We start from the raw sequence: 19,750 nt of genomic DNA on the forward strand, positions 1-19,750 counted from the left end.
GGATATTTGCGTGAAGAAGAAGGGGTCATGCGCCGCCTCCGGTGCGGGGGCGGTCGTCATAGAAGATCAGCGGGCGTTCGTCGTCGGTGAAGACGTCCACGTTGCGGGCATCGGCGTCGTCATGCAGGTCGGGGCCGCCCAGCATGAAATGGCGCAGCGTGCCGCCGAAGGCCTGGCGCAGATTGGCGGGGGTGAAGGTGGTCTCGGTCGGGCCCGACGCCAGCACGGTGCCTTTGACCAGCACCACGCGGTCGCAATATTCCGGGACCGAGCCCAGGTCATGGGTCGAGACCAGCATCACCCGGCCTTCGTCGCGCATCTGGCGCAGCAGCGTGATGATCGTCTGTTCGGTCTGCACGTCGACGCCGGTGAAGGGTTCGTCCAGCAGGATCACCCGCGCCTCTTGCGCCAAGGCCCGGGCCAGAAAGACGCGTTTCTTCTGGCCGCCGGACAGCTCTCCGATCTGGCGGTCGCGCATGTCGGTCAGGCCGACGCGGGTCAGGGCATCGGTGACCGCCTGACGGTCGGCCGCGCGGGGGCGGCGCAGAAAGCCCATATGGCCATAGCGGCCCATCATCACCACGTCCTGGACCAGCACCGGAAACGTCCAGTCAACCTCCTCGGCCTGGGGGACATAGGCGACCATGTTGCCCGCCAGCGCCTGGCGGACGGGCAGGCCCAGGATCTGCACCCGGCCCGAGGCATGCGGCAGCAGGTCCATCAGCGCCTTGAACAGCGTCGATTTTCCCGCGCCGTTCACGCCGACCAGCGCCGTCACCGAGCCTTGCGGGACGGTGAAGCTGGCCCGGGCCAGCGCGCGGTGGCCGTTGCGATAGGCGACGGTCAGGTCGCTGACCTCGATGCCAAGGGGCTCAGTCATCTGACAGGGCGTCCACGATGGTCTGCGATGTCACGCGCAGCAGGTCCAGATAGGTCGGCACCGGGCCATCCGCCTCCGACAGGCTGTCCACATAGAGAACGCCGCCGTATTCGGCCCTGGTCTCCGCCGCGATGCTGCGCGCCGGGCGGTCCGAGATGGTGCTTTCGGAAAAGATCACCGGTGCGCCGGTCTGGCGCATGGCGTCGATCAGGGCGCGGACCTGCTGGGGGGTGCCCTGACCTTCGGCGTTGATGGGCCAGAGAAACATCTCGGTCAGGCCGAAGTCGCGCGCCAGATAGCTGAAGGCGCCCTCGGAGGTGACCAGATAGCGGCGATCCTGGGGCAGGGCGCGGGCCGCGTCGCGCAGGGGGCCGATCACGTCGGCGATCTGCTGCTTGTAGGTTTCGGCGTTGCGGGCATAGGCTTGGGCATTGTCGGGATCGGCTTGGGCCATCGCGGCGGCGATGTTGTCCACATATATCTGCGCGCCGTCCAGGCCCATCCAGGCATGGGGGTTGGGCGCGCCGTCGTAATCCCCGCCCCGGATGGGCATGGCGTCGACGCCCGCGGTCACCTCGACGATGGGGGCATCGCCGGCGCGGGTCAGGTATTGCTGGGCCCACCCGTCCAGGTTCAGGCCGTTGACCAGCACCAGATCGGCATCGGCGATGCCGATGATGTCGCGGGGGCTGGGCTGATAGTCGTGGATCTCCGCCCCCGGCGGGGTGATCGAGCGCACCTCGGCCAACGGGCCGCCCACGTTGCGGGCCATGTCGGCGATGACGGTAAAGCTGGTGACGACCTGCAGCTGGTCGGCACCGGCATGGGTCGGGATCAGGAACAGGAAAGGGGTCAGGAATCGAAACATCGCATCCTCCGTTGCCGCGTTTATCTGCGAACCGTTCGCAACTGTCAACAGCTGAGAACCAGTTGCAACTGGGCGGGGGCTGCGGCAGAATAACCGCCATGACGGATCGGCGTGCGAACAGGTTGGAACAGGCGCTGCGGGATGCGGGCGTCCGGGTCACGCGCCAGCGATCGGCGCTGTTGCGGGTGATCGCCGCGGCCGAGGATCACCCCGACGCGGCAGAGCTGCATGCCCGCGCGGTGACCGCCGGGGCGGGGGTGTCGCTGGCCACCGTCTATCGCACGCTGACCACGCTGCAGGCGCAGGGCGTGATCGACAAGCTGGAATTCCAGGGAGAGCCCGCAAGGTGGGAGGCCGCCGATCAGCATCACCACGACCACATGATCGACATGGACAGCGGCGCGGTGATCGAGTTCACCGATGAGCGCATCGAGCGTCTGCAGGCTGAGATCGCCGCCGAGATGGGCTATGACATCGTCCATCACCGGCTGGAGCTGTATGTGCGGCGGCGCTGATGCAGGTGTTCGACAAGATCATCAGCGATCGCGGGTCGCGCTATGCGGTGTCGGGCGGGCCTGCCGCCAACCGGGCGGCGGTGGCCGCGATGCTGGCCGAGCTGACGCGGGTCAAGCGGTTCCAAAAGGCCACCCACCACAGCTGGGCCGCGATCCTGGGCGGAGAGGGCGTCAAGGATGACGACGGCGAAGCCGGCGCGGGCCAGCTGATCCTGCAGATGCTGGAACGCGCGGGTCTGCAGGATCATGCGGTCATCGTCACGCGCTGGTATGGCGGTAAGCATCTGGGCGGGGACCGGTTCCGGCATGTCGCCGATGCGGTGCGCCACTACCTGCGCGTGACGGGGGCGGGCTGACCCCTCAAGGGGTCAACCGTCTGGTCAGGGCTTGAACATCACCTTGCCGGTGCGGCCCGGCGTCAGGGCGGCGGTCATCGCGGCGGTGGGTTCATCCAGGCCGAAGGTGCCGCCTGCGGGCAGGTCCAGCTTGCCCTCCATCACCAGGCCGATCAGTTCGCCGAACATGCGCTGGCGGTCGGCAGGCGGCGTCGCGGGCATCACCCTGGCGCCCCAGAACCCCTTGATGGACAGGTGCTTGAAGATGATCGGACCGGCGGGCAGCTGCAGATCCTCTCCGGTGGTCGAGCCGAAGGTGACCAGCAGGCCCTCGGTGCCCAGCAGGTCGATCAGCCCGGCCGCGACCGCGCCGCCGACCGAATCGACCGCCGCGCGGGCGCCGTCCTTGCCGACGATGGCGCGGGCCTGCGCGATCCAGTCCGGGTCGTTGGTCGAGATGACGTCGGTCATGCCCATCGCGGTCAGCTCGGCCACGGCCTCGGGGCGGCGGACCAGGTTCAGCAGGCGCACGCCGCGCGACTGCGCCAGCACGGCCATGATCTTGCCCACGGCACCGTTCGCGGCGGTCTGGATGACCCAGTCACCGCGCGACACATGCAGGAACTCCAGCAGGGTGATGGCGCTGAAGGGCATGGCGATCAGCTGGGCGGCCGCCGCGTCGGGCATGTCGTCGGGCACGGGGATCACGCCTGCCGCGTGGGCGGTGGCATATTCGGCCCAGGACCCCTTGAGCCCGGCTGCCGCCACGCGGCGGCCCTTGAGGGCGGGGTCGACGCCGGGGCCGGTCTCCTCGACGATGCCCACGGCCTCGCTGCCGGCGGTGGCCGGCAGGTCGGGGCGGGTGCCGTAGGTGCCGCGGATGGTCCACAGGTCGTGGTTGTGGATGGGGGACAGGATCACGCGGATCAGCACCTCGCCGTCCTGCGGGGCGGGACGGTCGGTGGCGGCCGCCTGCAGCACGTCTGCGGGTTCGCCAAAGCGGTCATGGATGACGCTGCGCATGGGGTATCCTTTCGGGTTGTTCGACCCCCGACCTAAGGGTCGCCCGCCCCTCCTGCCAGAGGCGGCGGGAGGGGGTGCCCAGGGTGACCCTGCGTCAGGCGGCCTGCGCCTCGCGCATCAGGGCGCGGGCCTCGGCCCGGTCCAGGGTGGCCAGGATCTGCGCGGTGGGGGCGCCTTGCGCCTGCATCCGCTGCCAGATGCGCAGGCAGGATGCGGGCGACCAGGGCAGCGCCGCGCGGGCCAGCCACCCGCGCAGCGCCGGGGGCAGCGCGTCATAGGCCGCCATCGGGTCGCGCGTGCGGCGGCGCGTGCGCTGCGCGGTGCGGCCCAGATTGCCGCTGCGTGCGCTCAGCATGACGCGGCCTCGTCCACCGGATCGACCACCACCAGCAGCCGCGTCTGACCGGCGATCGCGGGCGGAGAGCGGTGCAGGATGCCCGCAGGCTGGGCCCCCCATCCGCGGCCCCGGAACAGGGCGACGGACCCGGTCGGCATCTGCTGATGGCGGTCCACCTGCGCGGGCCCCGTGGCGGGGCCGAATTGCGTGCCCGCCCCGCGCAGCGTGCAGAGCAGCCGTGCGCGCACCGCATCCAGATGCCATTTCGGGCAGGACTGCCCGTCCGTGACCTCGACCCGCAGGGTGACCATCAGCGCGTCCAGATGCTGTGCTGCCAGATCAGTCAGCGTCGCGATGTGCCCGATCAGGGCGCGCCGCTGCGGGCTGTCGGGCAGGGATGCCGCGTCGCAGGCCGCCCGCAGCGCGGCGGGCGCGTCCTGCGGGCGCATCGCCTGACGCAGGCGCGGCAGCCGGTCGGCGGGCAGCGCGTCCAGCCACGCCTGCCGGTCCGGGTCGGGCGCAGGGTGCCACAGGGCTACCGCCACGCCGGGCAGGGCGATGGTGCCCAGGATGCGCGGGTCATGGCCGCTGTTCATCGCGGTGGCGGGGCGCAGGGCTGTGTGCTGGTTCATGCCGCAACGCTTTCGGCACGCCGCCATGCGGGGAACGGGTCGGCAAGCTGCGCCCAGCCCGCCGGGTTGTCGCCCCATTCCTCGCCCAGCAGGCAGGCGTCCAGGCGGGCGCGAAGGCGGTCCTCATCCATGCCGGTGCCGATGAAGACCAGCTCCTGCCGCCGGTCGCCATAGGGTTCGGACCAATGCGCGTCCAGATAGGCGCGGCCCTCGGGGTGCGTCGGCCAGCGGTCGCGCGGGACCGAGGCCCACCACTGCCCAAGCGGCCGGACCGAGGACAGCGCCCCGGCCAGAGAGAATTCGACCACCCAATCGGGGCGCGTGGCGACCCAGAAATGCCCCTTGGCCCGGATCACGCCGGGCAGGGGGCCGTTCAGCAGCTCATGGATCTTGCGCGGCTCGAAGGGCAGGCGGGCGCGATAGACAAAGCTGGTGACGCCGTACTCCTCGGTCTCGGGGGTGTGGTCGGCATGGCCATACAGCTCCTTGGCCCACATCGGATGGGTATGGGCGCGGTCGAAATCGAAGAGGCCCGTGTTCAGGATGTCGCGCGGCGCGACGCGGCTGTGATCGGTCTCGATGATGCGGGCATCGGCGTTCAGGGCGCGGATGATCTTGCGCGCGGCATCCACGCGGGCGGGGCCGGCGTCCGAGCATTTGTTCAGCACGATCACATCGGCGAATTCCATCTGGTCGGTCAGCAGATCGACCAGGGTGCGGGCGTCGCCCTCTCCCATGACCTCGCCGCGGTCGGAGAGAAAATCGTGGCTGGAGAAATCGGCCGTCAGGTTCACCGCATCGACGACCGTGACCATCGTGTCCAGCCGGGCCACGTCCGACAGGCTGGCGCCGTCCTCATCGGCGAATTCAAAGGTGGTGGCGACGGGCAGGGGTTCGCTGATGCCGGTCGATTCGATCAGCAGGTGGTCGAACCGACCGGCCAGGGCCAGCTTGCGGACCTCGATCAGCAGATCCTCGCGCAGCGTGCAGCAGATGCAGCCGTTCGACATCTCGACCAGGGTCTCGTCGGTGCGCGACAGGCCGGCGCCGGTGTCGGACAGGCCCGCATGGACCAGATCGGCGTCGATGTTGACCTCGGACATGTCGTTCACGATGACCGCGACGCGCAGCCCCTCGCGGTTGTTCAGCACCGCGTTCAGCAGCGTCGTCTTGCCCGCGCCCAGAAAGCCGGACAGCACGGTGACGGGAAGGCGGGGGTCTTGGCTCATGGCGTCTCTCCGAATTTGTTCCGTTAGTGTAATAGTATCACATAACGCGATGCAAGAGGGGCCATTGACGCCCGGCGGGCTTTGCGCCATGCCGCGCCCCATGCTGCATATCGATGACATCTCGTATTCCATTCAGGGTCGCCCGCTGTTCGTCGGTGCCTCTGCCTCTGTTCCCGAAGGCCACAAGATCGGCCTCGTCGGTCCCAATGGCGCGGGCAAGACCACGCTGTTCAAGCTGATCCGCGGAGAGCTGGCACTGGACGGCGGCGCGATCAGCCTGCCGACCCGCGCCCGGATCGGCGGCGTGGCGCAGGAATCGGCAGCCACCGGTCGGTCGGTGCTGGACACCGTGCTGGATGCCGACCAGGAACGCGCAGCCCTGCTGGCCGAGGCCACGACCGCCACCGACCCGCATCGCATCGCCGACATCCAGAACCGCCTGACTGATATCGACGCCTGGTCCGCCGAGGCCCGCGCCGCGACGATCCTGGACGGGCTGGGCTTTGACACCGCCGATCAGGCGCGTCCGACCAGCGATTTTTCGGGCGGCTGGCGGATGCGCGTGGCGCTGGCGGGGGTGCTGTTCGCGCAGCCCGACCTGCTGCTGCTGGACGAGCCGACCAACTATCTGGACCTTGAGGGCGCGCTGTGGCTGGAGGGCTATCTGGCCCGCTATCCGCATACGGTCATCATCATCAGCCACGACCGCGGCCTGTTGAACCGCGCCGTCGGCCATATCCTGCATCTCGAGGACAAGAAGCTGACGCTGTATACCGGCGGCTATGACAGCTTCACGCGTATCCGTGCCGAGAAACGCGCCCTGCAGGCTGCCGAGGCCAGGAAGCAGGCCGACCGCCGCGCGCATCTGCAAAGCTTTGTCGACCGCTTCGGCGCCAAGGCCTCCAAGGCCCGTCAGGCCCAGGCCCGCGTCAAGGCGCTGGCCAAGATGGAGCCGATCACCGCCCCCGAGGAGGCCAAGTTCTTCCGCTTTACCTTCCCCCAGCCCGAGGAGATGTCGCCCCCCATCGTCGCGATGGAGGGGGTGTCGGTCGGCTATGACGACCGTGCGGTGCTGAAAAAGCTGGCCCTGCGCATCGACCAGGACGACCGCATCGCCCTGCTGGGCCGCAACGGGCAGGGCAAATCGACGCTGTCCAAGCTTCTGGCGGAACGCCTGGGCACGATGGCGGGCAAGATCACCCGGTCCTCCAAGCTGCGCGTGGGCTATTTCGCCCAGCATCAGGTCGATGAGCTGCATCTGGATGAGACGCCGCTGGACCATATCCGGTCCGTGCGCCCGAACGAGGGGCAGGCCAAGCAGCGCGCCCGCCTGGCAGGGTTCGGCCTGATGGAGGCGCAGGCCGAGACCAAGGTCGGTCAGCTGTCGGGCGGCCAGAAGGCGCGCCTGTCGCTGCTGCTGGCCACAATCGACGCGCCGCATCTGCTGATCCTGGACGAGCCGACGAACCACCTGGACATCGAAAGCCGCGAGGCCCTGTCCGAGGCGCTGAACGATTACACCGGCGCGGTCGTGCTGGTCAGCCACGACATGCACCTGCTGGGGCTGGTCGCGGACCGGCTGTGGCTGGTCAAGGATGGCGCCGTCGCCCCCTATGAGGGCGATCTGGACGATTACCGCAAGTTCCTGCTGTCGGGCGATGCGCCTGCTGAAAAGGCCGGGGCCACCACGCCCGAGCCCAAGCCCGCGGCACCCAAGAAACCGTCGCGCGATGCCGTGCTGGCGCTGCGGTCCGATGTGCGCAAGTCCGAGGAACGCGTCCAGAAGCTGACCGAGATGATGGGCAAGCTGGACGTCAAGCTGGCCGATCCGGGTCTGTATAACGACCCCTACGAGGCCGAGAAATGGGGCAAGAAGCGGGCCGAGGCCGTGCGCGCCCTGGCCTTCGCCGAAGAGCTGTGGATGGCCGCGCTGGAAAAGCTGGACGCCGCCGAGAAGGGCTGATCCTCTAACGGGATATCCCGGCTGCTTCCCCTGACCGTTGGGTTGCCCTGAACCGGGATCAACCGTGCATCAGGGACAAGCAGCCCTATGGCCGTGCGGTCATAGGTGTCGATATCGGCAAGGACGTTTCATCGGATAGGTTTCGACCGTTCACGCCAGGTCGTTCTGCGCAGGACGATCAGACGTTTTGCACGTCCGGAGGTGTTCAGCAGCCCGCCGCGATGCGCGCTCAGCATTCAGGCAGGCCCTGCGTCGGCTCGGCCTTGAGCCGAGGATGATCCCCGCCAGCCATGTCAGGCCGTTCAGCACGGCCCAGAAGAACGACTCCCACGGTGCCGAGGCCAATGTGGAAGCGACGCTGCAGCCGAATCCGCGGTCCCTGCCCATAGAACGATCAGCTCGACCTTCGGGCGCTGCACCGGGGGCGGGCCAGGCTCGTGTCGCGGCGCAGGGCGACGATCGACCGGATCACTGACGAGAACTGGAGGTCAGCCGCAGCAAAGAGAACTGCGCCTGGATCATGACGATTCCGGCATGGGCCAGTTGATCTCGACCGCGATGCTCGCCATCGGCAAAGGCAAGGCCTTCGACCGCGGACGGGACCCTGCGGCCAGGGTCAGGGCTGGTGCCGCAACAGGTCAGCCCGGGTGGCGGACAGTTCCGGGGGGATCACCAAGCGGGGCAGTCGCCACTTACTGATGCCACTGGTTTGGGCGGCGCGGAACATCCTGATGCGCCCACACCGGTGGCCCGATGTCAGCTTCGAAGGGTGGCGGTCGGACGCCGTGGAGCGCATGCTGGGCACAAGGCCGCCATTGCGCTGGCCAACAAACGTGCCCGGAGCATCCTGCGCCACGGCGCAAGGTTTGAGACTGCACGAGACAAAGACATGGCGGCGCAAGCAGTCTGACGCTTTCGCGGCCATCACCGAGGTCGCGAAAGAGAGAACCGCATGGAACGCGACCTGCCCCCAGAGGGCGAGAGACCATCGGACCGTCATCGACCTCTCCGCTAACGACACCAGGGCGCGTGCGTCACCCCATCATGGCCCCGGTCCACAAGCCGACCCGACAGGGCGGAGACCTATGAGCAGCAGCCGGAACGTACAAAGGGGCAAAGCCCGCGCTGTGGCGAAAATGCCCGGTCCTGCGGCGGCGTCTCTGCCGCAGGTTGTCGCGGGCGGGCCGCTGCCCTTAGAGTGCCGCAACGCCCTCTTGCCGGATTCGCCCGATGAAATATGCCCTGGCCCTTGCCCTGCTGTTCGCCACACCCTTGTCCGCGCAGGATTTCGGTCTCAGCGGGGGGCGGGCGTTCTCGGTTGATCTGGGTCTGGGGGCATCGCTTGGCCCCACCTATCCCGGTGCGGAGGAGGCCGAGGTCTCTCCCTGGATCATCTGGCGCAATGCGGGCTTTGGCCCGGTCGGTCAGGCCCCCGCGCAGGGATTCTCGATCGCGCCGTCCTTTGGCACCGTCGGTTCGCGCGACAGCGCCGATGACGCGGCGCTGACCGGGCTGGACGATATCGACCGCGCCTATGAGCTGGGCCTGCGGGTGAATTACGGGGCCGGTCCCGTGCGCGCCTATGGCAGCCTGCGCCGCGGTTTCGACGGCCATGAGGGCGTCACCGGAGAGCTGGGCGCCAAGTATCGCACCGAACTCAGCGACCGCGTCACCCTGTGGTCCGGGGTCGAGGTGGGCTATGGCAATGCCGATTACAACGACACCTATTTCGGCGTGACGGCCGCTGAAAGCGCATCCAGCGGCCTGCCCGCCACCGCGCCCGGCGGCGGCGTGAACGAGGCCGCCCTGACCTTCGAGGCGCGCTATGCCCTCAGCGACACGACCGCCCTGCTGGGCGAGGTGCGCTATGGCAAGCTGATCGGCGACGCGGCCGATTCGCCGGTGGTGCAGGATGAATACCAGCCCTCGCTGCGCCTTGGCGTGACGCGCCGGTTCTCGTTCGGCTTCTGATCGGGCCGGATGGCAGGGGGTCGTGCGCTGCGCGGCCCTTTTTTGATGCGGAATGTTTTAAGCCTGAAATAATTTCTTGACAGGTCGCGCCCGCCTGTTGCGTTCTGGTGTCAAGGCACCGGAACCGGGCCGCGACCAACAGGGAAAGACCGCATCATGACCCAGACCCGTTCGCTGATCGCGGCACTTGCCGCAACGACCGCCCTTGCCGCTCCGGCCATGGCGCAGGACGATACGCTGACCGTGGGCGTGCTGCTGACCCTGTCCGGCCCCGGCGCCGTGCTGGGAGAGATGGCGCGCGACGGCTTCCTGCTGGCCGCCGAGGAGATCGGCGAGATGGGCGGCATGGAAACCCGCATCATCGTCGTCGATGACGAACAGAAACCCGACGTCGCCGCCAACAAGGCCCGCGAACTGGTCGAGCGCAACGGCGCCGACATCGTGGTCGGGCCGATCTTTTCCAACATCGCGGGCGCCATCGTGCAGCCGGTGACGCAGGGCGGCGGCATCCTGATCAGCCCGAATGCCGGCCCGTCGAACCTGGCCGGGGCCGATTGCAAACCGGCCTTCTTCGCGACCTCCTATCAGAACGACCAGATGCACGAGGTGATGGGCGCCCATGCGCAGGCGCAGGGGTTCCAGAACGTCTTCCTGCTGGCCCCGAACTATCAGGCCGGACAGGATGCGCTAGCGGGGTTCAAGAAAAGCTATACTGGCGGCGTCGCCGGAGAGATTTTCACCCAGATGGGCCAGCTGGACTATTCCGCCGAACTGGCCCAGATCGCCGCGATGCAACCCGATGCGGTCTTCGCCTTCATGCCGGGCGGCATGGGCGTAAACCTGGTGCGCCAGTATCGCCAAGCGGGGCTGGAGGGCATTCCCTTCCTGTCGGCCTTCACCGTGGACGAGGCGACCCTGCCCGCGCAGGCCGAGGCGGCCTTGGGCTTTTTTGCCGGGTCGAACTGGGCGCCCGATCTGGACACGCCGGAAAACGCCGCCTTCGTCGCGGCCTATGAGGCGAAATACGGTCATGTGCCGGGCGTCTATGCGATGCAGGGCTATGACGCGGCCCGCCTGATCGACGGCGCGCTGCGCGAGGCGGGCGGCACGGACCGCGACGCGCTGATCGCGGCGCTGGAGGGGGCGCCCTTCACCTCGGTGCGCGGTGATTTCAGCTTTGGGCCCAACCACTTCCCGATCCAGGATTTCTACCTGACCACGGTCGTGCAGCGCGAGGACGGCAAGTTCGCCACCTCGATCGTCGAGAAGATCTTTGACGATTATCAGGACAATTACGCCGCCAACTGCCAGATGAACTGAGCCGATGACCAGCCTGTTCCTGCTGCAGCTGCTGAAAGGGGTGCAGCTGGGGGTCCTGCTGTTCCTGATCGCCGCCGGGCTGACCCTGGTCTTCGGGATCATGGATTTCGTGAACCTGGCGCATGGCGTGATCTACATGGTCGGCGCCTATCTGGTGGTGATGTTCGCGGGCATGACCGGCAGCTACGGGCTGGGGCTGCTGCTGACGCTTCCCGCGACGCTGGCCATCGGGCTGGTGCTGGAGGCGCTGATCTTTCGCCGCCTTTATGACCGGCCGCATCTGGATCAGGTGCTGGCGACATTTGGGCTGGTCATGGTGGTGACGGAACTGGTCAAGATCATCTGGGGCCAGTCGCCGCTGTCGATCCTGCCGCCCGACGCGCTGTCGGGGTCGGTGCCGCTGGTGGGCGCGCTGCGCTATCCGGTGTTCCGGCTGGTGGTGATCGGGGCGGGGTTGGCGGTCGCGGTGGGGCTGTGGCTGGTCATCACGCGGACCCGCATCGGCATGCGCCTGCGGGCAGGGGCCAGCAACCGGGCGATGGTCGGCGCGCTTGGCGTCGATATCGGGCGGCTGTTCACGGTGATCTTCGCCTTTGGTGCGATGCTGGCGGGGTTCGCGGGGGCGATGGTCGCGCCGATCCTGTCGGTCGATCCGGGCATGGGGGAAAGCGTGCTGATCCTGGCCTTCGTGGTAATCGTCATCGGCGGCATCGGCTCGGTCAAGGGCGCGTTCGCGGGCGCGCTGCTGGTGGGGATCGTCGACACGCTTGGCCGCAGCTTCGGCCCGATCATCCTGCGCGCGGTGATGGAGCCGTCCGCCGCCGCCCAGACCGGGCGCGTGCTGGCGCCGATGCTGGTCTATGTCCTGATGGCCGCGATCCTGGCCGCCAGGCCGCAGGGCCTGTTCGGAGCGCGCCCATGACCCGCTGGCTGATGCGCCGCCGGGTTGCGGCATGGCTGATATTCGGCGGTTTCGCGGCCCTGCCGCTGATCGCGGCCATGACGGGCGATCCCTATCTGGTGGTGGTGGCGACGCGCATCCTGGCCTTCGCCATGGCGGCCTTGGCGCTGGACCTGATCCTGGGCTATGGCGGCATGGTCAGTTTCGGCCACGCGGCCTATCTGGGCATCGGCGCCTATGCGGTCGCGATCCTGTCGCGCGCGGGCATCACCGATCTGGGCGCGCATCTGGGCGCGGCGGTGGTCGCGGGGTCGGCCTTCGCGCTGGTGACGGGGGCGATCAGCCTGCGCACGCGGGGTATCTATTTCATCATGATCACGCTGGCCTTTGCGCAGATGGCCTATTTCTTCTTCGTGTCGCTGTCGGCCTATGGCGGCGATGACGGGGTGACGCTGGCCGCGCGGTCCACCGTGCTGGGGCAGGACTGGCTGCGCGACGACAGGGTGCTGTATTACGCGGCGCTGGCGATGCTGGTGGGGCTGTACCTGCTGTGTGTGGCGATCACCGGGTCGCGGTTCGGCCGGGTGCTGACCGGGGCGCGGGAAAACCCGCTGCGGATGCAGGCGGTGGGGTTCACTCCGTTCCGGTTCCAGCTGACGGCCTTTGTCATTTCGGGCGCGATGACGGCCATCGCGGGGGTGATCCTGGCCAACCAGGCCAGCTATGTCTCGCCCGCCTACATGAACTGGCACCGCTCGGGAGAGCTGGTGGTGATGGTCGTCCTCGGCGGCATCGGCAACCTGCTGGGCGCCATCGCCGGGGCCACGCTGGCCCTGCTGCTGGAGGAATGGCTGGCGCTGTTCACCGAACATTGGCGGCTGATCTTCGGCGCGCTCTTGATCCTGGTGGTGCTGTTCTCGCGCGACGGGCTGACCGGGCTGTTCAGGGGGCGCGGGAAATGAGCCTCTTGTCCGTGCGCGGATTGCGCAAATCCTATGGCGCGCTGAAGGTCACCGACGATCTGAACCTGGAGGTCACCGAAGGGGAACTCCACGCCATCATCGGTCCGAACGGGGCCGGCAAATCCACGCTGATCGCGCAACTGTCGGGGCAAGCGGGGTCGGTTGCGGGATCGGTCCTGTTCGCGGGGGCCCAGATGATGGGCAGGCCGATGCCCGCGCGGGTTAGGGCGGGCATGTCGCGCAGCTTTCAGATCACCTCGATCCTGCCGGGGTTTTCGGTTCTGGAAAATGTTTCCACGGCAGTGCAGGCGTGCGCGGGCAGCAGCTTCCGTTTCTTTGCGCCCGTCGCGCGGGATGCCGATCTGAACGAACAGGCGATGGCGGCGCTGGCGCAGGTCGGGCTGTCGGATCGCGCGCAGACCCGCGCAGGCAGCCTGTCGCACGGAGAGAAACGCGCGCTGGAGCTGGCGATCGCCCTGGCCACGCAGCCGCGCCTGCTGCTGCTGGACGAGCCGTTGGCCGGGACCAGCGGCGCCGAGGCCGAGCGGCTGGTTCAGGTCATGGCTGGCCTCAAGGGGCAGGTGACGCTGGTGTTGATCGAACATGACATGGACGCGGTCTTTGCGTTGGCCGACCGGGTCAGCGTGCTGGTCTATGGACGGATCATCGCGACCGGCACGCCGGCCGAAATCCGCGCCGACCCGGCCGTGCGCGCCGCCTATCTGGGGGATGCGTGATGCTGGTCGTCGAGGGGCTGCAGGCCGGATATGGCGAGGCGCGGGTGCTGCACGACATCCACCTGCAGGTCGGGCAGGGGCAGGTGGTGACCCTGCTGGGCCGCAACGGCATGGGCAAGACGACGACGATCAGCACGATATTCGGCCTGCTGCCCGCGCGCGGGGGCCGCGTCACCATCGACGGGCGCGACATGACGCGGGCCGCGCCGCACCGCATCGCGCGGGCGGGTCTGGGTCTGGTCCCCGAGGGGCGGCAGGTGTTTCCCACGCTGGACGTGCGCGAGAACCTGCTGGCCACCGCGCGCCCCGGCCACTGGACGCAGACCCGCGTGCTGGACCTGTTCCCGCGCCTGGCCGAACGGATGGGCCACAAGGGCAGCGAGCTGTCGGGCGGAGAGCAGCAGATGCTGGCCATCGGCCGGGCGCTGATGACCAACCCGCGCCTGATCGTGCTGGACGAGGCGACCGAGGGCCTGGCCCCCCTGATCCGCGACGAGATCTGGTCCTGCCTGACCCGCCTGAAGGATCAGGGCGAGGCGATCCTGATCGTGGACAAGAACCTGTCGGCGCTGACGCGGTTCGCGGACCGCCATGTGGTGATCGAAAAGGGCCGCACCGTTTGGTCGGGCGACAATGGACAGCCTTTGAACGATCAAACTGTGGCCGAACGGCATCTGGGCGTCTGAGGCTGCGGCAAAAATTTTTACCGAGCGGTTACCCGCCGATATGATCAGGTTTTATTCCGCCTTGCGCGGGCGGTGTTTCATCATGGTCGGGTCACGGTTTTCATGCGGCATTCTGCGCGTCTCTTGGCCCTTGGACTGGCGGTCAGCGCGCTGCTGCTGGCGGCCTGCCGGATCGAGGCCGGATCGGGCCCTGCCATGCCCGCGCTGATCGAATGCGCCGCTGAACCGGGCGCCGATGCCCGCGCTGCCGCGGCGCTGTGCGATGCGCTGCGCGCCGAGGGGCCGGACCGGGCGATGCGCCTGACCGTGCTGGCAACCGGCCCTGCATCGCTGTCGGCGCGGCTGGACCTGACCGGACCCCAGGGCGACCGTCCCGGCCAGCGCCTTGATTTCAACGTCAGCGACCGCGACCTGACGCCCACCGATTACCGCAACTTTGCCCGCGACCTGCTGCGCCATGGGCTGCCAGACTGAGAAGGAACCCCAGCCATGTGCACCATTTGCGCGGCCATCCGCCCTTTTGACCCCTCCTGCGCGCTGTCCGGCCTGACCGGGACGGGCATCGAGTCCCTGCGCGCCGTGATCCGCGAAACCAGCGATGCGGCCCCGCGTCCGGGCACGGTCTATCGGATGGGCGTGGGCGATTCCTTCCTCGGCACCATCGGTTGGAGCGGGGACGAGGACTGGGTCGGCATCCGCCTGGAGGCGGGCCGCAGCTATGTGTTCGAGCTGCGCGGCGCCGGTGGCGCGGCGCTTTTCGATCCGCTTCTGGAGCTTTACAGCCCGCAGGGCGGGTTTTTGGCCCGGAATGATGACTTTGGCGGCTCGCTGAACAGCCGCATGGTCTTCACCGCGACCCAGTCCGGCACCTACTTTCTCAGCGCGAACGGGTTCCTGAACAGCACCGGCAGCTATCAGCTGACCGCCGAGATCGTGCAGCCCCTCCGACCCGGCTCGATGGACGCGATGGCGACCTATCTGACCCGGGGATATTGGGCCGATCAGGGCCAGCCCGCGCGGGCCTATGACGTCAGGGCCGACAACATCATCACCGTCGATCTGTCCGGTCTGGGCCAGGCGGGGCAGGTGATGGCGCGCGCAGCCCTGCAGGCCTGGTCCGCCGTGGCCGATTTGCAGTTCCGCGAGACGACCACCCGCGCCGACATCCGCTTTACGGAGAATGACCGCGGTGCCTATGCCAGCTCGACCCTGACCGCGGACGGGCGGGTTGTGTCCTCGGTGGTGAACATCGACCGCGGCTGGCTCCAGACCGAGGGCAGCCGCGTCGGCACCTATACCTTCCAGACCTACATGCACGAGATCGGGCATGCCCTGGGACTGGGCCATATGGGCCCCTATAATGGCAGCGGAACCTTTCCGGGCGACGCGCGCTTTGCCAATGACAGCTGGCAGGCCTCGGTCATGTCCTATTTTTCGCAGACCGAAAATCCGAACATCCACGCCTCCTATGCCTTTGCGGCGACGCTGATGCCGGCCGACATCATCGCGATCCAGCGGCTCTACGGCGCGGCGGGGGCGGGCACGCTGACGGCGGGCAACACCGTCTATGGGCTGGGCCACACCCTGGGCGACAGCTGGCTGGGCCGGATCTTTTCGGCCCAGAACGGCGCGCAGCTGCCCGGCATCGAGGATGCGCGGGACGTCGCGATGACATGGGGTGACAACGGTTCATCGCCCAGCCTTCATAGGATGGTGCATGTGGACCTGTCGCAATGGAGGGTGGAATGGACCAGCAGACGCCTGTCACAGGATCAGGATGGAAAGCGCCTGTTTCAGGGTGCCGTGGCATCGGACCCCGACGCCTTGACCCGCATCATTCAAGAGAAGGCACCAAACTGCCAGCGCGTCGGCATGGAAACGGGTGCGACGATGCCGTGGTTGTGGCGTGCGTTGCGCGCACGGGGATTGCCGGTCATCTGCATGGATGCGCGGCACGCGAACCGTGCGCTTTCCATGCGCAGGAACAAGACCGACAAGAACGACGCCCGAGGGCTGGCGGAACTCATGCGGATCGGCTGGTTCAAGGAAGCCAATGTCCGCAGCCCTCAGACCCAGTATGTCCGGTCGCTTCTGTCTGCCCGCTATCAGTTACGCCTGTCCCGCAAGGACGTGCTCAACCAGATGCGGGGGGTCGTGAAGTCTTTCGGCCTGTTCACGGGCAGCACCGCGACCCGCACGTTTCCGGCCATCGTGCGTGAGATCATCCAGGAAAATCCACAGTTTGGCCCCCTGCTCACCCTGCTTCTGGCGGTGCACGACGCTCTGGTCGCTCAGATCACGGCTTATGAAGACGCGCTGAAGAACATTGCCGCCTCCGATCCGGATGCCCGACGTATCATGACCGTTCCAGGCATCGGTTATCTCGTCGCTCTGACATTCATGACGGCCGTGGACGATCCGACGCGGTTTTCCTCCTCCAACAAGCTTGGGCCATATCTTGGGCTTTCACCCCGGGTGCGCCAGTCCGGGGAGGCCAGTTGGTCGGCGGGCATAGGGCATGCGCCGGATCGGATGATGCGATCCTACCTGTATCAGGCGGCGACCGTGGTTCTCACCAAGACCGCCAGCTGGTCGGCGCTGAAGGCTTGGGGCCTGCGGCTCTACAAGCGCAGCGGGTTCAAGCGCGCGGCTGTCGCCGTCGCTAGGAAGCTTGCAATCATCATGCACGCCATCTGGGTTGGCGGCACGGAATTCAAATACGGCCAGAAGGAAAGGACGGCATGATCTAGCCCCTGCCCTTCTGGCCGAACAGGATCCGCTTCGGCGGATAGTCCCTGCCGGGACGTTGGGACGCCGACCTCGTAGCGATCGTTGTGACCCGATCACGCGGAGTGACAATGAGGCGGCTCCCTACCGAAGCCCATGTTGCGGCGGCTGTTGCCGACCTCGTAAGGAACCATGTGCCCGGCGGTGATCATAGCAAATTCTCTCACGCAGCAATGCGCGAGCCGGTCCGGTATGGGCATTCAGTAAGTTGAGCCAAGAGCGGACGATCACCGGCCAGGGACGTTGGCCTCGCGGCCCATTTCCAGCCAAGGCTGTCATTTTGTGAGGCACCGGATACAGAGCCAGCGCCTCTATCCGTTCCGCCGCTTATGGAACCGCAGCACCCTCTTTCATAGGAATGTAGAGATCGCCGCCGTCGCGATACTTCTCGGCCATTCCGTCCATGCCGGCCTGGGCCCGCGCCTCCTCGCGGATGTCGTGGCTGATCTTCATGGAGCAGAACTTCGGCCCGCACATCGAACAGAAATGCGCCACCTTGTGCGCTTCTTTCGGCAGGGTCTGGTCGTGGAAGGAGCGCGCGGTGTCCGGGTCCAGAGATAGATTGAACTGGTCCTCCCACCGAAACTCGAAGCGGGCCCGGGACAACGCATCGTCCCGGATCTTCGCCGCCGGATGCCCTTTGGCAAGGTCGGCGGCGTGGGCCGCAATCTTATAAGTGATGACCCCAGTCTTCACGTCGTCGCGGTCGGGCAAGCCCAGATGTTCCTTCGGAGTGACGTAGCACAGCATCGCGGTACCAAACCAGCCGATCATGGCCGCCCCGATGCCGGACGTGATGTGATCGTAGCCCGGCGCAATGTCGGTGGTCAGTGGTCCAAGGGTATAAAATGGCGCTTCGCCGCAGATCTCCAGCTGCTTGTCCATGTTCTCCTTGATCTTGTGCATCGGCACATGGCCGGGGCCCTCGATCATGACCTGGCAGTCGTGCTTCCACGCGATCTGGGTCAGCTCGCCCAACGTCTCCAGTTCGGCAAACTGTGCTGCATCATTAGCATCGGCGATGGACCCCGGCCGCAACCCGTCGCCTAGGCTGAACGTGACGTCATATGTTCGGGCGATCTCGCAGATCTCCTCGAAATGCTCGTAAAGAAAGCTCTCGCGGTGGTGATGCAGGCACCACTTCGCCATGATCGAGCCGCCCCGGCTGACGATGCCTGTCACGCGATCCACCGTCAGTGGGATATGCCGCAGCCTGACCCCGGCATGGATGGTGAAATAGTCCACTCCCTGCTCCGCCTGTTCGATCAGTGTGTCGCGGAAGATTTCCCATGTCAGATCCTCGGCCACGCCGCCGGCCTTCTCCAGAGCCTGGTAGATCGGCACGGTCCCAATCGGGACAGGCGCGTTGCGGATGATCCATTCGCGAATGTTGTGGATGTTGCGCCCGGTGGACAGGTCCATCACCGTATCGGCACCCCAACGGATCGCCCAGACCATTTTTTCCACCTCTTCCGCCATGGAGGAGGTGACGGCCGAGTTGCCGATATTGGCGTTGATCTTCACAAGGAAGTTCCGGCCGATGGCCATCGGCTCCAGCTCGGGGTGGTTGATGTTGGCGGGAATGACTGCGCGTCCGCGGGCCACTTCGTCGCGAACGAATTCCGGGGTCACATAATCGGGCAGCGAGGCTCCGAAACTTTCGCCATCACGGGTCATCTTCTCCCGAATGGCTGCACGGCCCAGATTTTCTCGGATCGCGACAAACTCCATCTCCGGGGTCACGATCCCGGCGCGGGCATAGGCGATCTGGCTGACGGCCTTACCGGGCTCCGCGCGCCTCGGGGGGTGCAGCGCCGGAAAGACAGGCGTCAACCGGTCGGCGGACACGAAGCCGTTGTCTGCAGGCTGCACGTGCCGTCCCATATAGGCCTCGGTATCACCGCGCGCCGTCAACCAACTTTCGCGTAGGCGGGGCAAGCCCCGCTCGATGGCAATCTCTACCTGCGGATCGGTGTAGGAGCCGGAACAATCGTAAACTGTGACAGGCGGCTCTTTTGCACTCGGGTGCAGCGCGATCTCACGCATCGGCACGCGCAAATCGGGAAACAGGATGCCCGGCTTGAAAACCTTTGTGGACGCGGGCAGCGGACCAGTGGTCACGGTGGGGGCAGGCTTGGACGTCATGTCAGGCTCCTTGCTTTGCAAAGCGTCGGAGACCCAGCACGATCTGGAAGGGGGAAGGAATGCTGCAAAAAAAACACCGCCAAGACCGGCCGCCGCAGCATCCGCACCGTCCCTACGCCAGTGTGAACTGGATCAGGTTCATTGGGTCCCTGCGCTACCTTGCGGCCAGCAGTATCTCAGCTCCTTGTCGGAACCCCCCTGGTGGAGCCGTGAAACTGCCTGCCGCACCGATCGATGTCAATGGCCACTCAGAAACCGCGTGCACTGCCGATGCAGCTCAGGCTCGCCATGCCAAGCGTGAATCCTATGGCCTTCTCTAGCCACTGCCAGCCGCCGTAAGGTGCCAAAAACGCAGATCGAGGCGCCTCTCGATGTCCAGAGAGCCATATTATCGACCTGATGAGGTAGTCCAGGAAATATAGTGTTTTAGGTTGACAGATCGAACCGTTGTCAAGGAAC

The 19,750-nt window shown here is 66.8% G+C and carries 19 protein-coding genes and 1 riboswitch; of the genes, 11 read left to right on the forward strand and 8 right to left on the reverse strand.

Annotated features, from left to right (window positions below):
* Nucleotides 1-25 precede the first annotated feature (25 nt).
* Entirely contained in the window at nucleotides 26-880 is an 855-nt protein-coding gene (locus tag ABS73_RS02245; RefSeq protein ID WP_277023376.1) for a manganese/iron ABC transporter ATP-binding protein, read from the reverse strand.
* Entirely contained in the window at nucleotides 873-1,748 is an 876-nt protein-coding gene (locus ABS73_RS02250) for a metal ABC transporter substrate-binding protein (RefSeq protein WP_277023374.1), read from the reverse strand. Before ABS73_RS02250 ends, ABS73_RS02245 begins: the two co-directional genes overlap by 8 nt.
* A 98-nt stretch (nucleotides 1,749-1,846) precedes the next feature.
* Between ABS73_RS02250 and ABS73_RS02255 the strand changes: the two genes are divergently transcribed.
* Both ABS73_RS02255 and ABS73_RS02260 read left to right on the forward strand, forming a co-directional pair.
* Complete coding sequence (locus tag ABS73_RS02255) at nucleotides 1,847-2,263, forward strand: Fur family transcriptional regulator (protein ID WP_136855624.1); 417 nt, start codon at nucleotides 1,847-1,849, stop codon at nucleotides 2,261-2,263.
* Nucleotides 2,263-2,619, forward strand: a complete 357-nt coding sequence (locus ABS73_RS02260; RefSeq protein WP_277023372.1) for a YigZ family protein — start codon at nucleotides 2,263-2,265, stop codon at nucleotides 2,617-2,619. Before ABS73_RS02255 ends, ABS73_RS02260 begins: the two co-directional genes overlap by 1 nt.
* Before the next feature lie 24 nt (nucleotides 2,620-2,643).
* Here the strand turns inward: ABS73_RS02260 and ABS73_RS02265 are convergent, their stop codons facing one another.
* The 4 genes from ABS73_RS02265 to ABS73_RS02280 all read right to left on the reverse strand — a co-directional run bounded on the left by ABS73_RS02265 (nucleotide 2,644) and on the right by ABS73_RS02280 (nucleotide 5,819).
* The gene (locus tag ABS73_RS02265; RefSeq protein ID WP_277023370.1) at nucleotides 2,644-3,621 is read right to left on the reverse strand and encodes a zinc-binding dehydrogenase; all 978 of its coding nucleotides are present in this window, start codon (nucleotides 3,619-3,621) and stop codon (nucleotides 2,644-2,646) included.
* A gap of 94 nt (nucleotides 3,622-3,715) precedes the next feature.
* Nucleotides 3,716-3,976, reverse strand: coding sequence for a DUF6525 family protein (locus ABS73_RS02270; protein ID WP_277023368.1), 261 nt, complete (start codon nucleotides 3,974-3,976; stop codon nucleotides 3,716-3,718).
* Nucleotides 3,970-4,590 (reverse strand): DUF1826 domain-containing protein, encoded by a 621-nt coding sequence (locus ABS73_RS02275; RefSeq protein ID WP_277023366.1) that lies wholly within the window; start codon nucleotides 4,588-4,590, stop codon nucleotides 3,970-3,972. Before ABS73_RS02275 ends, ABS73_RS02270 begins: the two co-directional genes overlap by 7 nt.
* Nucleotides 4,587-5,819, reverse strand: a complete 1,233-nt coding sequence (locus ABS73_RS02280) for a GTP-binding protein (RefSeq protein ID WP_277023364.1) — start codon at nucleotides 5,817-5,819, stop codon at nucleotides 4,587-4,589. Before ABS73_RS02280 ends, ABS73_RS02275 begins: the two co-directional genes overlap by 4 nt.
* Before the next feature lie 100 nt (nucleotides 5,820-5,919).
* Between ABS73_RS02280 and ABS73_RS02285 the strand changes: the two genes are divergently transcribed.
* From ABS73_RS02285 to ABS73_RS02325, 9 genes are all read left to right on the forward strand, one after another.
* Nucleotides 5,920-7,782 (forward strand): ABC-F family ATP-binding cassette domain-containing protein, encoded by a 1,863-nt coding sequence (locus ABS73_RS02285; RefSeq protein WP_277023362.1) that lies wholly within the window; start codon nucleotides 5,920-5,922, stop codon nucleotides 7,780-7,782.
* 1,230 nt (nucleotides 7,783-9,012) lie between these two features.
* Nucleotides 9,013-9,753 carry a MipA/OmpV family protein gene (locus tag ABS73_RS02290; RefSeq protein ID WP_277023361.1) on the forward strand — a complete coding sequence of 247 codons (741 nt, stop codon included), beginning with the start codon at nucleotides 9,013-9,015 and terminating at the stop codon, nucleotides 9,751-9,753.
* Nucleotides 9,754-9,909: 156 nt separating this feature from the next.
* The gene (locus tag ABS73_RS02295) at nucleotides 9,910-11,073 is read left to right on the forward strand and encodes an ABC transporter substrate-binding protein (RefSeq protein ID WP_277023360.1); all 1,164 of its coding nucleotides are present in this window, start codon (nucleotides 9,910-9,912) and stop codon (nucleotides 11,071-11,073) included.
* Between the two features lie 4 nt (nucleotides 11,074-11,077).
* Nucleotides 11,078-11,995 (forward strand): branched-chain amino acid ABC transporter permease, encoded by a 918-nt coding sequence (locus tag ABS73_RS02300; RefSeq protein WP_277023358.1) that lies wholly within the window; start codon nucleotides 11,078-11,080, stop codon nucleotides 11,993-11,995.
* A complete protein-coding gene (locus ABS73_RS02305; protein WP_277023356.1) occupies nucleotides 11,992-12,936 on the forward strand; it encodes a branched-chain amino acid ABC transporter permease in 945 nt (314 codons plus the stop codon). The genes ABS73_RS02300 and ABS73_RS02305 overlap by 4 nt, the downstream gene beginning before the upstream one ends.
* Nucleotides 12,933-13,673 carry an ABC transporter ATP-binding protein gene (locus ABS73_RS02310; RefSeq protein WP_277023354.1) on the forward strand — a complete coding sequence of 247 codons (741 nt, stop codon included), beginning with the start codon at nucleotides 12,933-12,935 and terminating at the stop codon, nucleotides 13,671-13,673. The genes ABS73_RS02305 and ABS73_RS02310 overlap by 4 nt, the downstream gene beginning before the upstream one ends.
* Nucleotides 13,673-14,359 (forward strand): ABC transporter ATP-binding protein, encoded by a 687-nt coding sequence (locus tag ABS73_RS02315; RefSeq protein WP_277023352.1) that lies wholly within the window; start codon nucleotides 13,673-13,675, stop codon nucleotides 14,357-14,359. Before ABS73_RS02310 ends, ABS73_RS02315 begins: the two co-directional genes overlap by 1 nt.
* Before the next feature lie 123 nt (nucleotides 14,360-14,482).
* A complete protein-coding gene (locus tag ABS73_RS02320; RefSeq protein ID WP_286693384.1) occupies nucleotides 14,483-14,833 on the forward strand; it encodes a hypothetical protein in 351 nt (116 codons plus the stop codon).
* A 15-nt stretch (nucleotides 14,834-14,848) separates the two neighbouring features.
* Entirely contained in the window at nucleotides 14,849-17,104 is a 2,256-nt protein-coding gene (locus tag ABS73_RS02325; RefSeq protein WP_286693385.1) for an IS110 family RNA-guided transposase, read from the forward strand.
* Between the two features lie 369 nt (nucleotides 17,105-17,473).
* Here ABS73_RS02325 and thiC read toward each other — a convergent pair whose 3' ends face one another.
* Both thiC and ABS73_RS02335 read right to left on the reverse strand, forming a co-directional pair.
* On the reverse strand, nucleotides 17,474-19,291 hold the full coding sequence (thiC, locus tag ABS73_RS02330; protein WP_286693386.1) for a phosphomethylpyrimidine synthase ThiC: 1,818 nt from the start codon (nucleotides 19,289-19,291) through the stop codon (nucleotides 17,474-17,476).
* Between the two features lie 91 nt (nucleotides 19,292-19,382).
* A riboswitch (TPP riboswitch) is annotated at nucleotides 19,383-19,501 on the reverse strand.
* Between the two features lie 38 nt (nucleotides 19,502-19,539).
* Nucleotides 19,540-19,750, reverse strand: a 211-nt coding sequence (locus ABS73_RS02335) for a hypothetical protein (protein WP_286693387.1), incomplete at its 5' end; no start/stop codon positions are given.

It is taken from the genome of Paracoccus sp. SCN 68-21 (assembly GCF_001724535.1).
In the GTDB taxonomy this organism is placed as follows: Bacteria; Pseudomonadota; Alphaproteobacteria; order Rhodobacterales; family Rhodobacteraceae; genus Paracoccus; species Paracoccus hibiscisoli.

What these genes read in the sequence shown, in the direction of transcription:
- ABS73_RS02295 (WP_277023360.1), top strand. Translation starts at nt 9,910, where the DNA reads ATGACCCAGACCCGTTCGCTGATCGCGGCACTTGCCGCAACGACCGCC.
- ABS73_RS02255 (WP_136855624.1), top strand. Translation starts at nt 1,847, where the DNA reads ATGACGGATCGGCGTGCGAACAGGTTGGAACAGGCGCTGCGGGATGCG.
- ABS73_RS02275 (WP_277023366.1), bottom strand. Translation starts at nt 4,590, where the DNA reads ATGAACCAGCACACAGCCCTGCGCCCCGCCACCGCGATGAACAGCGGC.
- ABS73_RS02280 (WP_277023364.1), bottom strand. Translation starts at nt 5,819, where the DNA reads ATGAGCCAAGACCCCCGCCTTCCCGTCACCGTGCTGTCCGGCTTTCTG.
- ABS73_RS02315 (WP_277023352.1), top strand. Translation starts at nt 13,673, where the DNA reads ATGCTGGTCGTCGAGGGGCTGCAGGCCGGATATGGCGAGGCGCGGGTG.
- ABS73_RS02285 (WP_277023362.1), top strand. Translation starts at nt 5,920, where the DNA reads ATGCTGCATATCGATGACATCTCGTATTCCATTCAGGGTCGCCCGCTG.
- ABS73_RS02290 (WP_277023361.1), top strand. Translation starts at nt 9,013, where the DNA reads ATGAAATATGCCCTGGCCCTTGCCCTGCTGTTCGCCACACCCTTGTCC.
- thiC (WP_286693386.1), bottom strand. Translation starts at nt 19,291, where the DNA reads ATGACGTCCAAGCCTGCCCCCACCGTGACCACTGGTCCGCTGCCCGCG.
- ABS73_RS02325 (WP_286693385.1), top strand. Translation starts at nt 14,849, where the DNA reads ATGTGCACCATTTGCGCGGCCATCCGCCCTTTTGACCCCTCCTGCGCG.
- ABS73_RS02270 (WP_277023368.1), bottom strand. Translation starts at nt 3,976, where the DNA reads ATGCTGAGCGCACGCAGCGGCAATCTGGGCCGCACCGCGCAGCGCACG.
- ABS73_RS02260 (WP_277023372.1), top strand. Translation starts at nt 2,263, where the DNA reads ATGCAGGTGTTCGACAAGATCATCAGCGATCGCGGGTCGCGCTATGCG.
- ABS73_RS02310 (WP_277023354.1), top strand. Translation starts at nt 12,933, where the DNA reads ATGAGCCTCTTGTCCGTGCGCGGATTGCGCAAATCCTATGGCGCGCTG.
- ABS73_RS02265 (WP_277023370.1), bottom strand. Translation starts at nt 3,621, where the DNA reads ATGCGCAGCGTCATCCATGACCGCTTTGGCGAACCCGCAGACGTGCTG.
- ABS73_RS02250 (WP_277023374.1), bottom strand. Translation starts at nt 1,748, where the DNA reads ATGTTTCGATTCCTGACCCCTTTCCTGTTCCTGATCCCGACCCATGCC.
- ABS73_RS02305 (WP_277023356.1), top strand. Translation starts at nt 11,992, where the DNA reads ATGACCCGCTGGCTGATGCGCCGCCGGGTTGCGGCATGGCTGATATTC.
- ABS73_RS02245 (WP_277023376.1), bottom strand. Translation starts at nt 880, where the DNA reads ATGACTGAGCCCCTTGGCATCGAGGTCAGCGACCTGACCGTCGCCTAT.
- ABS73_RS02300 (WP_277023358.1), top strand. Translation starts at nt 11,078, where the DNA reads ATGACCAGCCTGTTCCTGCTGCAGCTGCTGAAAGGGGTGCAGCTGGGG.